Source organism: Flavobacterium sediminis (assembly GCF_003148385.1).
Lineage (GTDB): Bacteria > Bacteroidota > Bacteroidia > Flavobacteriales > Flavobacteriaceae > Flavobacterium > Flavobacterium sediminis.
In genome coordinates this window covers 3,284,627-3,298,481 of sequence record NZ_CP029463.1, presented here as the reverse complement: position 1 = coordinate 3,298,481, position 13,855 = coordinate 3,284,627, and the positions used below count along the sequence as shown (strand labels likewise).

Annotated in this window: 11 protein-coding genes, 1 other RNA gene and 1 pseudogene; 6 read left to right on the top strand and 7 right to left on the bottom strand. The window is 33.4% G+C overall.

What is annotated here, in order from left to right; translation table 11 throughout:
- Window positions 1-359: 359 nt before the first annotated feature.
- The 4 genes from DI487_RS15305 to DI487_RS15290 all read left to right on the top strand — a co-directional run bounded on the left by DI487_RS15305 (window position 360) and on the right by DI487_RS15290 (window position 5,353).
- A complete protein-coding gene (locus DI487_RS15305; RefSeq protein WP_109570420.1) occupies window positions 360-863 on the top strand; it encodes a SixA phosphatase family protein in 504 nt (167 codons plus the stop codon).
- Window positions 844-2,958, top strand: coding sequence for a polyphosphate kinase 1 (ppk1, locus tag DI487_RS15300; protein ID WP_109570419.1), 2,115 nt, complete (start codon window positions 844-846; stop codon window positions 2,956-2,958). The genes DI487_RS15305 and ppk1 overlap by 20 nt, the downstream gene beginning before the upstream one ends.
- Window positions 2,959-2,965: 7 nt before the next feature.
- Complete coding sequence (locus tag DI487_RS15295; RefSeq protein ID WP_109570418.1) at window positions 2,966-3,859, top strand: Ppx/GppA phosphatase family protein; 894 nt, start codon at window positions 2,966-2,968, stop codon at window positions 3,857-3,859.
- A 102-nt stretch (window positions 3,860-3,961) separates the two neighbouring features.
- On the top strand, window positions 3,962-5,353 hold the full coding sequence (locus DI487_RS15290) for a hypothetical protein (RefSeq protein WP_109570417.1): 1,392 nt from the start codon (window positions 3,962-3,964) through the stop codon (window positions 5,351-5,353).
- Between the two features lie 48 nt (window positions 5,354-5,401).
- Here DI487_RS15290 and DI487_RS16420 read toward each other — a convergent pair whose 3' ends face one another.
- From DI487_RS16420 to DI487_RS15270, 4 genes are all read right to left on the bottom strand, one after another.
- Entirely contained in the window at window positions 5,402-6,100 is a 699-nt protein-coding gene (locus DI487_RS16420; RefSeq protein WP_245896452.1) for a DNA polymerase III subunit gamma/tau, read from the bottom strand.
- A complete protein-coding gene (gene dnaX, locus DI487_RS15280) occupies window positions 6,037-7,122 on the bottom strand; it encodes a DNA polymerase III subunit gamma/tau (RefSeq protein ID WP_109570416.1) in 1,086 nt (361 codons plus the stop codon). The genes DI487_RS16420 and dnaX overlap by 64 nt, the downstream gene beginning before the upstream one ends.
- Window positions 7,123-7,214: 92 nt before the next feature.
- Entirely contained in the window at window positions 7,215-7,511 is a 297-nt protein-coding gene (locus tag DI487_RS15275) for a hypothetical protein (RefSeq protein WP_109570415.1), read from the bottom strand.
- Between the two features lie 65 nt (window positions 7,512-7,576).
- Window positions 7,577-8,815: an alpha/beta hydrolase family protein gene (locus DI487_RS15270; RefSeq protein WP_170108223.1), complete on the bottom strand. Its 1,239-nt coding sequence runs from the start codon at window positions 8,813-8,815 to the stop codon at window positions 7,577-7,579.
- 77 nt (window positions 8,816-8,892) lie between these two features.
- On the opposite strand from DI487_RS15270, the gene rnpB reads away from it, so the two are divergent.
- Window positions 8,893-9,212: RNase P RNA component class A (rnpB, locus tag DI487_RS15265), an RNA gene on the top strand.
- A 26-nt stretch (window positions 9,213-9,238) separates the two neighbouring features.
- Here rnpB and DI487_RS15260 read toward each other — a convergent pair.
- Together DI487_RS15260 and DI487_RS15255 are read right to left on the bottom strand one after the other, a co-directional pair.
- Window positions 9,239-9,889 (bottom strand): annotated as a pseudogene (locus DI487_RS15260) (response regulator transcription factor); the annotation flags it as partial.
- A gap of 15 nt (window positions 9,890-9,904) precedes the next feature.
- Window positions 9,905-11,257: a sensor histidine kinase gene (locus DI487_RS15255; RefSeq protein WP_109570414.1), complete on the bottom strand. Its 1,353-nt coding sequence runs from the start codon at window positions 11,255-11,257 to the stop codon at window positions 9,905-9,907.
- Window positions 11,258-11,377: 120 nt separating this feature from the next.
- On the opposite strand from DI487_RS15255, the gene DI487_RS15250 reads away from it, so the two are divergent.
- Entirely contained in the window at window positions 11,378-13,462 is a 2,085-nt protein-coding gene (locus DI487_RS15250) for an outer membrane beta-barrel protein (RefSeq protein ID WP_109570413.1), read from the top strand.
- Between the two features lie 44 nt (window positions 13,463-13,506).
- Here the strand turns inward: DI487_RS15250 and DI487_RS15245 are convergent, their stop codons facing one another.
- Window positions 13,507-13,854, bottom strand: a complete 348-nt coding sequence (locus tag DI487_RS15245) for a hypothetical protein (protein WP_109570412.1) — start codon at window positions 13,852-13,854, stop codon at window positions 13,507-13,509.
- Window position 13,855 lies beyond the last annotated feature (1 nt).

Below are 13,855 nucleotides of genomic sequence, written 5' to 3'. Positions count from 1 at the left end.
ACTCAAGATCGACTCCGCAATTATAGGAATAGGGGGAGGTTAAAAAAAAATTAAAAATAGGGACGGTTAATAATAAAAAATTAAGTTAGGGCTTAATTCGCAGTATTTAAATAAAATAATTCATCACTAAGGAGAATTCAAGTTCAAACGTAGGGAGCGTTTTTTTGTAATTACAAAGCTAAAGTAGTTAATAAAAGTGCATTCCTTTTACTAAAAGCTGTTTTTTTCGATGAAAAGAAATAAAAAATCTATGAATTAACTTTTAATTATCATTTTGACGGTAGCAAGTCTCAAAAAAAAAACGTTACTTTATAGGAACAATTTCTTTTTGCTAATAAAAAAATGAAATACTATTTGTTATGAAAAATTTAGTTATTATCCGTCACTCCAAATCGAGTTGGGAAACTCCCTTGAATGATATTGACCGTCCGTTATCTCAGAGAGGTATAAGAGATGCTCATTTAGTTTCTGATGCACTGCTTAAATATTTGCCGGAAACATATATTGCCTGGAGTAGTGTGGCAAAGAGAGCAAAAGAGACGGCTACAATCTTTTCACATCATTTACAAATACCTTTAGATACGATTGTTTTAAAGGATGAATTATATACGTTTGATGAATCTGCCTTAGAAAAGGCTATAAAAAAATGTTCAAATACTTATGATAATCTAATTCTTTTCGGGCATAATGATGCCATTACAAAATTTGTTAATAAATTTGGGGACCGATTTATAGATAATGTTCCTACATCCGGAGTTGTTTTATTAGAATTTGACACGGATGACTGGAATGATCTAAAAAAAGGTAGGATCAAAAAAACAGTTTTCCCAAGTCATTTTAAGCATGAACAACACGCATCATAATTTTTATATTGACCGAGAGAAGAGTTGGCTAACTTTTAATGCCAGAGTATTGCAGGAAGCTGCAGACGAAACAGTACCTTTATTAGATCGATTACGCTTTTTAGGAATATTTTCGAATAACTTAGACGAGTTCTTCCGGGTTCGCTATGCAGCTATCCGACGCATGAAAAATGATAAGAAGATCAATTCTGAAAAGGTATTAGGCGGTATTTCTGCGACAGAACTTTTAAAAGAAATCACTGATATTGTAATTGAACAACAATCAGAAAGTTTACGCATTTTAAGTGAAATAGAACAGAAGCTTCAAAAAGAAAATATTTTTATTATTAATGAAAAAGAAGTTTCTAAAGAGCAAAAAAACTTTTTGCACGAATATTTTATTCAAAAAGTCAGTCCGGCGGTAGTGACGATCATGTTGAATGATTTGAACGAGTTTCCATTATTAAAAGATACAGCAGGTTATTTGGCTGTACGTTTGGAAATGAAGCCTAAAAAAACATCACTGATTGATAGCTTTATTCCTAAAAAAGAAGTTCGATATGCGGTAGTGGAAATCCCGAATACCGTTAACCGTTTTGTGGTTCTTCCTTCTAATAATGAAAAACAGTATGTTATTCTTTTAGATGATGTTATCCGTCTTAATTTGGATTATATCTTTAATATCTTTGAGTACGAAAATATTTCGGCACATATGATTAAGATCACACGGGATGCCCAGCTTGAATTTGATAGTGATCTGAGTAAGAGTTTCATCGAAAAAATATCAGATAGTGTCAAAGAGCGCAGAATAGGGGAACCTGTTCGTTTTGTATATGATCAAGCTATAGAAAAAGATTTTCTTAGTTTTCTATTAGACCGGATGAAGATCGACAGCTCGGATAGTATTATTCCCGGAGGACGTTACCACAACAGAAGAGACTATATGAGTTTCCCTAATTTAGGGCGATATGATCTTCTTTATAAACCCAATACGCCGTTACCGATTCCCGGATTAGAGATCGAAGGTAGTATGTTGCAAAAGATAAGAGAAAAAGATTATTTGCTTAATGCTCCTTATCAATCTTTTTCTTATGTAATAAAGTTCCTGAGAGAAGCTGCTTTAGATCCTAAAGTCATGTCTATTAAGATAACCTTATACCGATTGGCTAATAACTCCCAGATCATCAGTTCATTAGTTAATGCGGCTAAGAATGGTAAAAAAGTTACAGTTCAGATCGAATTACAGGCTCGTTTTGATGAAGCCAGTAACATTTATTATGCAGAGCAGATGCAAACAGAGGGAATTGAACTTATTTTCGGAGTTAAAGGCTTAAAAGTTCACAGTAAAATATGTGTGATAGACAGGATCGAAGAAGGAAAGGTAAAACGTTACGGTTTTATTTCTACAGGAAACTTTAATGAAAGTACCGCAAAAGTATATACCGATTTAACGCTTTTTACAGCCAATTCTCGTCTTTTGAAAGATGTTTCTAAAGTTTTTGACTTTTTTGAAGTCAATTATAAGGTACATCGCTATAAGCATTTGTTTGTTTCGCCTCATTACACCAGAGCCAAATTCAATAAGCTCATTGAGCGTGAGATCTTAAATGCTATTTCTGGTAAAGAGGCTTACATAAAATTAAAGATGAACAGCTTGTCAGATTTTAAGATGATCGATAAGCTTTACGATGCCAGCAGAGCAGGTGTAAAAATACAGTTGATCGTAAGAGGTATTTGCTGTATTGCACCGCAAGTTGAAGGTATGAGTGATAACATTGAGGCAATTAGTATTGTAGATAATTATCTGGAGCATGCCAGACTTTATATTTTCGCTAATGACGGTAATCCGGAAGTGTTCATTTCATCGGCAGATTTTATGACCCGAAATTTAGATTCCAGAGTAGAGGTAACTTGTCCTATATATGATGATGATATTAAGCAGGAATTAATTGAAATCTTTGAGATCGGCTGGAAAGCTAATGTAAAGGCCAGAATACAGTCGGATGATCTGAAAAACAGATATAGAAAAAAAGGAGAGGAAAAACCATTCAGATCCCAACAGGAAACCTATAAATATTATCAGAACAAATTAGAAGTGATTACTGAAAAGATATAATAAATTAATGATTACAATAAAAAAATATGCTGCTATAGATATAGGTTCAAATGCCATGCGTTTGTTAATTACTAATATTGTAGAGCAAAAAGGACATCCTGCACAGTTTAATAAAAGCTCATTGGTCAGAGTACCTATTCGTTTGGGACAAGATGCTTTTACAGTAGGTGAAATTTCAGAAGAAAACGTAACCCGAATGGTGGATGCCATGAAAGCTTTTAATTTATTAATGAAAGTTCACAAAGTAGAAAAATATAAAGCGTGTGCTACATCAGCTATGCGAGAGGCCTATAACGGAAAAGAGATAGTCGACTTGATCAAAAAAAAGGCAGATATCAAAATTGATGTAATAGACGGAAAAAAGGAAGCTGCTATAATTGCTGCTTCTGACCTGAAACAATTTATTAATTCTGATAAAACCTATTTATATGTAGATGTAGGAGGAGGTAGTACTGAATTTTCTCTTTTTTCAGAAGGAAAGATCGTGATTTCTAAATCATTTAAAATAGGCACCGTTCGTTTACTTAATAATATGGTCTCAGAAATTGTATGGATAGAGATCGAGAAGTGGATGAAATCGATCATAAAGGATTGGGACGACGATATAACTTTAATAGGTTCGGGTGGTAATATAAATAAGTTGTTTAAATTATCTGAGAAACATCAGGACAAACCTTTGTCATACGTTTATTTAAACTCTCAGTATCAAAAGCTAAATGCTATGACCTATGAGCAAAGAATAGCAGAATTGGGCTTAAATCCTGACCGTGCCGATGTGATCATACCGGCAACCCGAATTTACTTAAGTGCCATGAAATGGAGTGGTGCCCGACAAATCTATGTGCCTAAAATAGGTTTGTCAGACGGAATTGTTAAGGCAATGTACTATGGCAGAATTTAACAATTTTTTATTTGTTTGTTAATAAAAATATGATAAAAATCATCTTTCGATTAATGTATTTTTAGTAAATTTGCCCTTAACAAATCTACCTTAAAAAACAACATGAAAAGAAATTTACTTAGCCTTGCTGGTATAGCTATGCTATTACTCAGCACCGTGAAATCACATTCTCAAGTAGGTATTGGTACAACTACACCGGATGCTTCTTCAATACTTGAGATTAAGAGTACAAACTCAGGTTTATTGATCCCAAGAGTTAGCTTATTATCAACGGCTGATGCTTCTACAATCCCTTTCCCGGCAACTAGTTTATTAGTTTACAATACCAGTACTAACTCTGATGTTACACCCGGTTATTATTATTGGGAAGGCGTATGGAAAAGATTAGCTACAGTGGGTGGAGCTGCATCAATAGATGACTGGAAATTGGTAGGGAATGATTTAGTGACCGGTAATGAATATTTAGGTACTAATAATTATTATCCTTTGGTACTTAAAGTGAATACTGAAGAAATCGGAAATTTCCATCCAAACGGAGGTATATCGTTAGGTATTTATTCAATAGCGAATGTGAATAATTCAGTTGCAATAGGAAACTTTGCAGATGCTTCCGGTCAGGTTAGAGCTTTTGCTATCGGTGTCGGATCTATTGCTTCCGGTACAAGTTCTTATGCAATAGGGGAAAGTTCTTATTCTTCTAATACTAATTCTATTGCCTTTGGTAATAGTGCTACATCAAGTGCTACTTCGTCAACTGCAATAGGTTATGGTTCTGATGCAACTGGAACGTATTCAACAGCTGTAGGATTTGACAATACGGCTTCAGCATCTTATTCCGGAGCATTCGGATATAGAAGTGTTGCTTCCGGAGTAGGTTCAACGGCTATAGGATATAGAGCTACATCTTCTCAAACAGAAGCTATTGTATTGGGTAATTCAAGTAGTTCTTCTGCACGTGTAGGTATCGGAACAAATACACCTGATGAGAAACTACATGTAGTAGGTAGTATTAAAATGGTAGACGGAAATCAAGGTAATGGAAAAACAATGGTTTCTGATGCTAATGGTAAAGGTAGATGGGTCAATATGGATTCCTATAAAATATATGGCGAGATCTATAAATATTCCAGCCCTTATAATTTATATAGCGGTATTTTGTCTTTTGATATTTTAGGGGCTTCACAAAATCTTAATTTGTCTTATACAGCGATTCAGAATCAAACCAGAGTAGGGGTTTTTAAAGTTACGTATTCTATTACATTACAGAAAACCACCGGCCCGGCTATTACACCATATTTTTATTTGGGTATTTGGGGAACGGAAATCAACGGTACAAGATCTTATGTTACTATAGCTAACGGAGAAACAAAAACCATTACTTTAACTAAGTATGTCAACCTTCTTTCTTATCAAGGAGTTACATTATCTTCAAGTATGGCAGATCCTGATACACAAGTTATAAGTGCTAATATGATTGTGGAATTGGTTAACTAATTTAATATATTAAATAAAAAAAGGAGCTTTAATCTAAAGCTCCTTTTTTTATATATCTAAATCAAATAGTCTTTTTAGTAATTCAATAGAAGGATTGAGTTCCTTGAGCTTTTCAAATTTTTCTATGGGTGTAAAAGCATATTTGTTTTCCGGACTTTCATTAACGATAACTTCTATAGTAATGTCATGATTGTGTAACTTCCCTCTCAGATAGCCTAACAATTCATTTGAACCTTGTAAAAACTCTTCTTTCGTACTTTCGTTAGGTAATTCTAATTTAATAGTAGCTTCCTCCAGAACAGGATCGTTCATTTGCATGTACGTAGCCATCAGTTTTTTTCCTTGGTCTGACAAGCGTTGTGCAAATTTATTCCATTGTAAAAGCATGTCCGTTTCACTGAACTTTTCTTTCGGAAGTTCACCATATGTTTTGGCTTGATGTTGCTGTTTTGCTTCTAATTCTTTTCTGGCTCTGATACTTGCCAGGGAGAGCGCGGAAACATTAGACTGTGAATCGGAATGAGTAGTGTGTACAGGATTAACAGCATTTTTTTTATTAGAGACATCCGGTTCAGCTTGATCTGTTTCAGGTATTTGTGTAGCAACTTTTGTTTCAGTAGTTCCGATCGGTTTTACAGTCTCAGTAATTGTGTAGCTGTTGTTTCTGAAATATTGAGCCGGAATTATATAGGATTTAGCTTTTTTTTTTCTCCATTTAAAGTAATGGAGGCTAATTGCATCAGGCAAAGTTCAACTAACAAGCGCTGGTTTTGACTGGATTTGTATTTCAGGTCGCAATCATTAGCTAATTCTATTCCTTCTAATAAAAATTCCTGAGAAACTTTGGTCGCCTGATCTTTGTACAGCTTTTGTGCATGCTCTCCGGATTCTAATAGAGTCAGCGTCTCAGGGTTCTTACAAACTAATAAGTCCCTGAAATGTGAGGCAAGTCCGGCTATAAAATGGTGTCCGTCAAAACCTTTAGATAAAATATCATTATACGCTAATAATAATTCAGGAATTTTATTTTCGATGATAAGATCTGTTACTTTAATATAGTATTCAAAGTCAAGAACATTTAAGTTCTCTGCAACAGCCTGACGGGTCAGGTTATTGCCACAATAGGAAACAACACGGTCAAAAATAGAAAGAGCATCCCTCATGGCACCGTCAGCTTTTTGAGCTATAATATGCAGTGCATCATCTTCAAAAGTGATGCCTTGTTCATTAGCAATATCGGCTAAATGTTCTTTGGCATCATTGATGGTAATCCTTTTAAAATCAAATATTTGACAACGAGAAAGGATAGTTGGAATGATCTTATGTTTTTCAGTTGTTGCTAAAATAAAAATAGCATGTTTAGGAGGTTCTTCCAGTGTTTTCAGAAAGGCATTAAAAGCCGCTTGTGATAACATGTGGACCTCGTCGATAATATAAACCTTATATTTTCCGGTTTGAGGTGGGATACGAACCTGATCGATAATATTACGAATATCATCTACACCGTTATTGGAAGCCGCATCTAATTCAAAAACATTAAATGAAAAATCCTCATTCGGATCGTCATAACCTTCCTGATTGATCTTTCGGGCTAGTATACGTGCACATGTTGTTTTGCCGACACCTCTTGGTCCGGTAAAGAGCAACGCCTGTGCTAAGTGGTTGTTTTCAATGGCATTTAATAATGTATTGGTAATAGCTTTCTGTCCTACAACGTCTTTGAACGTCTGAGGGCGATACTTTCTGGCCGATACTATAAATTGCTCCATTGTTTTTTATTGGATTACAAATATAAAACAATTGTTGATTTTTATCGAAATCCTATTTTTAAATTGCATAAAAGTTATCCACAAAATAAATTTCAGCTTTCGGAATTCATTACTATATTTTGGATAATTTTAATAGCTTCAGAATTTGTTTTGGCTGAAAAACCACTGACAAAAACGCCTTTCTTCCCATCAAACGATGCAATACCATAAACAATAGCTTCATCGTCTGGATTGCTGTTTCCTTCGTAACGATAGACATGCTTGATTATGAATCCGTCCGGATCAGTTATAATTTCTTCTTCGTGAATATTAAAATCATAAACGAATCCTATTTTTCTTAATTCTTCTAAAGCTTCAGAAACCGAAGCATAATGATATTGTGTTGCCATGATACTATAATTTTAAGCTTGTCTCTTAAAGATATTAAATTTTATGTTAAGGAAGTTATAAAAGCTTAAATTTTTATAAATCTTTTGGCTCTATTATTCACTTTTACAAAGTAAACACCTCTGTCCAGATTCTGAATTTTTATAGCAATAAGTTTATCATCTGATTCTGTTTCTAAAACAATATTACCAGTCATATCGTGTATGCTGACTTTACATAAAATTTCAGATTTGTTTCTGATATATAAATTATTATGTGCAGGATTAGGGAAGATACTTAGTTGTTTTTTATTGTTGAAATCTTCAGTGCTTAACAAACCGCAGAAAGATTCTCTTGGGTTAGTGCTGCTAGAACAAGGAAAAGTATAATTGTTTTCCGGATATATAACCGGAGGATTTTCATATTCGATCAGATCCAGCATTCCGGTAGGCATGGTAACTTGGTTAGTACTGCCATTTCCTAATGCTACATCTTTTCCGGCTAAATTTCCGTTAAAAGTATAATCACAGAGTGCATCTAAAAGGCGATAATATGCATAATAATCCAAAGCATCAAAAGCGGCAGAAGTATTAGGAACACTATGGTCTGCGATATAATTATAGCCACTGACTGTACAGGATTTGGCTAAAATAAAATCTTTTTCACTCAAAGGAATATTAATATTATTAAATATATCAATAGCCATTCTATGATCATTTGTAATGTCGTCATCAAATACTTCTGTGACTAATTTAGTATCTATAGGAAAAGAACTTAAATCGGCAGGGGACAGGTTAAGAGTATACCATTGCGCTAATGCGTAAATAAATCGACCGGCTGAGCCCCAATTGTAGGTGTCGAAACAATGTTTAGCCAAAGTAAAAGAGGCTCCGCCACCGAAAGAGTGCCCTAAAAATCCAACTTTTGTGGTGTCGATGACTGAAGAGTAATCGCGGGCTGCTTTAGTGAATCCGTGTAATAAATTGTCATAGCGGTCATTATTGGTAACTCCGGTGGTTTGATAAGGAACATAAACTACAGCATATCCTTTTTGCACAATGAAATTTAAAACACCACTGATATTGGCAGAGTTATTTCCGCCATAAGCATGACTATAAAATATGGTAGGTACAGGAGAGCTTATATCGGAAGGATGGTAGATCTCAATGTTTTTTGATGTAAAATAAGGGTTTGTAAATGAAATAACACCTACTGTATGATTTCCGTCAGAACCGTATCCGGCTGAAGGTTTCGGAAAATTAGGGTCGCTATATTGAGCATGTATAAAAGAAACGTTCAAAAGTAATAAAAGTACGATTTTTCTCATATAGAATTTTTATGATAAAATTAAGTAGATTTTAGACACGAAAAACATTTTAAGGTTTAAAAATGTTTTACTTTTGCAGCGCAGACCGTCTTATCGCTGTCCTTTTAAGGAGAGAGGAAAGTCCGGACACCATAGAGCAGCGTAGCGGGTAACACCCGTCATTCCGTTTTGCGGAATAGGACAAGTGCAACAGAAAGGATGTACAGGTAATGCTGTAGTGAAATCAGGTAAACTCTATGCGGTGAAATGCCATGTATATCAGCTTCCGGTTTTCCGGAAAGGGTGGCTCGCCCAATGCTGAGGGGTAGGCAGATGGATTCCGTGAGTAATTGCGGAACTAGATAAATGATAAGATTCCTTTTGGAAACAGAACCCGGCTTACAGGTCTGCTTTTTTTATTTTAAATTCTAATCCGATATTCCGAGTACTTTCGAGTGAAATGGTATTATCATCTTTAAAATATCTTCTCAGTTTGCTTATAAAAACATCCATGCTTCTTCCTGCGAAATAGTCATCGTTACCCCAAACAGCTTTTAAAACATGTTCTCTTTTAACTAATTGATTGGCATGTTCTAAAAGAAATGAAATTAATGCCGTTTCTTTTTCCGTCAATGACTGAGTATTCTTTCCGTTTTTTAATTCATACCGATTGGTATCAAACAGGTACTTTCCTATGCGAACAGGCTCTAAAACGCTTTTTATGTTTGTTTTCTGTGTTCGTTTAATGATGTTATTTAACCTTAAAACTAATTCATCCGGTTCAAATGGTTTTACAATGTAATCATCTGCGCCTAATTTAAGTCCTTTTATTTTATCTTCGATCTGATTTCTTGCGGTTAAAAAAACAAATGGAATTTCCGGATTTATATTGATGATTTTTTCAGCTAAGGTAAAGCCATCTGTTTCAGGCATCATTACGTCAAAAATACAGATAGAGAATGGCTCTTTTTTAAAGAAATCGAGAGCTTCTTTTCCATCTTTTGCCAAAATGATTGAAAATTGGTGCAATTCTAAATAATGTTTTAGAATGTTACCGAAATCAATGTCGTCTTCTGCTAAGAGTATTTTATGCATGAGTCAGACTATAATTTATATTGAAGGTACACTAATTATAAATGAAGCTCCTTTTCCTAATTCGCTAATGACTTTGACGGAACCTTTATGTGCTTTTATGATTTGATCCACATAAAATAAGCCTAATCCTAGTCCTTTTACATTGTGTATATTGCCGTTTTCAATACGATAAAATTTCTCAAACAACAGCGATTGCTTGTTTTTAGGAATACCTATTCCGTCATCTTCTATTTGAATATAAAAAAAGTTGTTTTCAGAAAAGGTCTTAAGAGTAATATTATGACAACCATATTTTACAGCATTATCTAAAACATTATTGATAGCTGTCGTCAAATGAAATTTATCGAGTACTAAATTAACTTCCGGATTACTGATCTTTAGATTTATTTTGATATTAGGGTGCATTAAGTTGAAGTCAAAAATAACAGAATTTAATAATGTATCTGCTTTAATTTTTTCTTTTCGCAATGCTATTTCTTCAAATCCTAATGAATTATTCATTACTTGATCTACAATGTTTTGTAAGCGGTTGTTTTGACGGTTTATAGTTGCTAATACAGAGTTTAAGGCTTCATCATTTGCTAAAATGTCTTTTCGCTCTAATATTTTGGTAGAAACAGAAAGAGTTGTTAATGGCGTTTTTAATTCGTGAGTAATATTATTGACAAAATCGGTTTTTATATCGCTTATTTTTTTCTGTCGGATTAGTGTTCTTAGTGTAATTACAAAGAGTACTACTAAAATAGCGGTTAAGAGTGTTGCCAAAATAAGAATAGAAGCCATTCGGCGCAAAATAATTTGTTCCCAGTTTTTTACAGAGACTAACAATGTTTCTTCGGTTACCAGTTTAAAGTCAGCATTGGAAATTCCGGGAATAGTTCTGACATAATTTTTGACAGAAAATGTATTTTTTAAAGTAGTTAAATTTCCGAAAACGGCATTCTTAATATTGTTTTTTTCAGAGAACAGAGTATCTGCTTTTTTTGACGAATTCAGAATTACGATTTTATTGATGACGACAGTAAAATCAATTTCATTTTTAGGAAATTCATGTCTGATGATTTTTTTCAATTCCTGAGTTAATACACTACAATAAGGAGTGTTAAAGAACTTCTTTTTAAATATTTCTTTGGACTTTTTTTTCTCCGCATATTCGTCCAGTAGTTCACTATAATAAAAGTCTTTATTGTATTGAGAATCAACGTTTGTAAAGTCGTTTAGGGAATTGGAAACCTTTTCTTTGACTTCGGCGTGAAATTGTTCTATTTTATAGTGATAGGAAGTTTGTACCAAGTAGTATTGCATGGCAATAAGTACAATTAAAACAACAGATGAAAAGCCTATTAAAAGATTGATTTTTCGCTTCATAATTGTGATTGAATACTCAAAAATAAGCTTTTTAAAACAAAACGATTCCATTAACTCTGCATTAACGTTCAATTAACTTTCAGAGGGAAAAAATAGGGCAATTTTGCTAAAAAAATTGAGATGTTAAATAATACCATTTGTGGAATTGTTCTTTTCTTTTTCGGAATGAAAGTTTTTTCCCAAGAAAAAAAAGTAGAGTTGAATGAAGTAAAAGTAGCACATGTAAAGAAAGCTATTACCGTAAAAGACGGAAACTTTAAAGTGGACGTAGCTCATTCAATCTATAATTCAATTACAAACCCTATAGATTTGTTAGCAAAACTTCCTAATATACAGGTTAGTGCTGATAAAGAGAGTGTTACTGTAATAGGTAAGGGAACTCCGTTATTGTATATTGATAATCAGAAAGTTGAAATTAATGATCTGAATTCTTTATCTGTAGATGATATTAAATCTATTGAAATCATAGAGAATCCTTCTTCAAGATATGAAGCAAACGGAAGAGTGGTCATTAACATTACCCGAAAATTTAGTAAAAAGGAAGGTCTAAAAGTAGATATTTCTGAAAAGTTGTCCTTTCAGCGGTATTTTAATAATTATTTTGGAATTCATTCCAGTTTTAAGAAGAAAAAGCTCGAATTCAAAGCTAATTTTAATTACAACCAATTGACAGTTTGGGAAAGCAACGGAAATGATTTCACTATTCCTATAAATGATATTGTTTCAAATTATAGGACAAAGGCAATCACCAGAAGACCGCAATTTATATTAGGAGCAGGTATTTTTTATAAAATTAATGAGGATGATTATTTGTCTTTTAATTGCAACGAAAGGTTTCAAAACGACCGATTTGATATCACTACTAACACCTATAATCAGGAACAAAATACAATCGGCAATATTTATACACTGAATGCTAACAAACAAAAAAGGAATTTCTTGAATACTTTTCTTAATTATAATCACAAGATCAGGAGTTTAGACGCCATGTTGTTTTCAGGATTCCAATATTCACGTTTTAAACAACCGACCAATGGAATTATTTCAAATGATTTTAATGACACTGGTATTGAATTAACACAAAAGAGAGATCAGGAATTTTTAGTAAATGTTTTTTCCGGAAAAATAGATGTTGAAAAAGAATTCAAAAATAAGATGACGTTAGAAGTAGGAACTCTTTTTCTGGAGGCAGATGCTATTACAAAATTGGAAATAGAAAATTTTAATACGGAGGCTAATAGCTTTACGGATTATCAATATAATGAAAAAAATATCGCGGCCTATTCTCAAATTTCAGGAAATTTTAAAAAAATAAAGTATTCCATAGGGGTAAGAGGGGAGAATACAATAGTGAAAGGAAAGTATGCTTCTGCAGATCATGAATCGATTGATAAAAATTATATTAACTTATTTCCGAAAGCGTCTTTTCATTTTTCGATAGATGATTTTAATTCAATGTCCCTTACTTATGCTAAAAGTATCAATCGCCCTATTTTTTCAAGAACAAGTCAGGTTTCAACGTACATAAATCCATATTTTGTTTGGGCTAACAATATTGATTTAGACCCGACACTCCTTGATGAAGTCTCTTTGTCTTATCAATTTAAAAATAAAATTCTTCAGTTGAGCTATACCAAAATGAAATCTCCGGTTCATTATGCAACTTCTTATGACGAATCACAAAGTTTAGTAACTATGCAATCGGAAAACTTTGATCAAGAAACAGCATTCAGCTTAGAGTTTACCTTGCCTTTTGAATATAAAAATTGGTCAACGACAAATGTTATCAATGGTATTTTGAACAAAGTAGAAAATAAACAATCTGTTGTAAATCAGTCTAAACCGTATTTGTATTATTACTCTAACCATCTTTTTAAATTTAAAAAAGGAATAAAAATGATGGTAACAGGTTGGGGAATGACAAATAGGCAAGAAGGGGTTTACAAAAAAAATGGGCTTTTTATAATGAACTTCAGTCTGTCAAAAACTTTTTTAAATCGCCTTGATTGCACACTAAGTTATAATGATATTTTTCGTCAAATGAAGTTTACAGAGAATTTCACTACAAATGATGTTCAGGCAAAAGGAATCTATTATACAGATGCTAATTTAGTCTTACTATCTGTAAAATATTCTTTCGGAAAAATTAAGGATTCCGAATTCAAAGAAAGAAATATTGATGATAATTTGGGAAGAATACGATAAATTACACGGCAAAAAAAGACAGTCTTACTATTTTGTGATCAGATTCAGAATTGAGAAAAATTTTTATTTTCGGATTCCCATATCCATTTTGATTTTCCGAAGTTTCCGGAATCTTCGATAACCATCATCTCGGTTTCACTGATGACTTGAATTGTAATGTTTCCATTCAATTGGTCTTTTCCTACAGAAATATCAGACCATTTTAACGTTATGAGATCGCCATTTATTTCACCGAAACCAACATGACACCAAGTTTCTCCTAAATTGCTGTCATCCGTTTTATTATTCATTCCGAGCCAAAATACTTGGTTATCCGTGAATTTTATCCAAAACGGATTTCCGCCTTCCGATCTCCAGAACCCGGATTTGATCGCAATACTTTGTCGATTCATT

Bases quoted from the DNA above. Each gene is read 5' to 3' on its own strand.
- DI487_RS15255 (WP_109570414.1), bottom strand. From the start codon at position 11,257: ATGAAGCGAAAAATCAATCTTTTAATAGGCTTTTCATCTGTTGTTTTA.
- DI487_RS15270 (WP_170108223.1), bottom strand. From the start codon at position 8,815: ATGAGAAAAATCGTACTTTTATTACTTTTGAACGTTTCTTTTATACAT.
- DI487_RS15290 (WP_109570417.1), top strand. From the start codon at position 3,962: ATGAAAAGAAATTTACTTAGCCTTGCTGGTATAGCTATGCTATTACTC.
- ppk1 (WP_109570419.1), top strand. From the start codon at position 844: ATGAACAACACGCATCATAATTTTTATATTGACCGAGAGAAGAGTTGG.
- dnaX (WP_109570416.1), bottom strand. From the start codon at position 7,122: ATGGAGCAATTTATAGTATCGGCCAGAAAGTATCGCCCTCAGACGTTC.
- DI487_RS15245 (WP_109570412.1), bottom strand. From the start codon at position 13,854: ATGAATCGACAAAGTATTGCGATCAAATCCGGGTTCTGGAGATCGGAA.
- DI487_RS15275 (WP_109570415.1), bottom strand. From the start codon at position 7,511: ATGGCAACACAATATCATTATGCTTCGGTTTCTGAAGCTTTAGAAGAA.
- DI487_RS15295 (WP_109570418.1), top strand. From the start codon at position 2,966: ATGATTACAATAAAAAAATATGCTGCTATAGATATAGGTTCAAATGCC.
- DI487_RS15250 (WP_109570413.1), top strand. From the start codon at position 11,378: ATGTTAAATAATACCATTTGTGGAATTGTTCTTTTCTTTTTCGGAATG.
- DI487_RS15305 (WP_109570420.1), top strand. From the start codon at position 360: ATGAAAAATTTAGTTATTATCCGTCACTCCAAATCGAGTTGGGAAACT.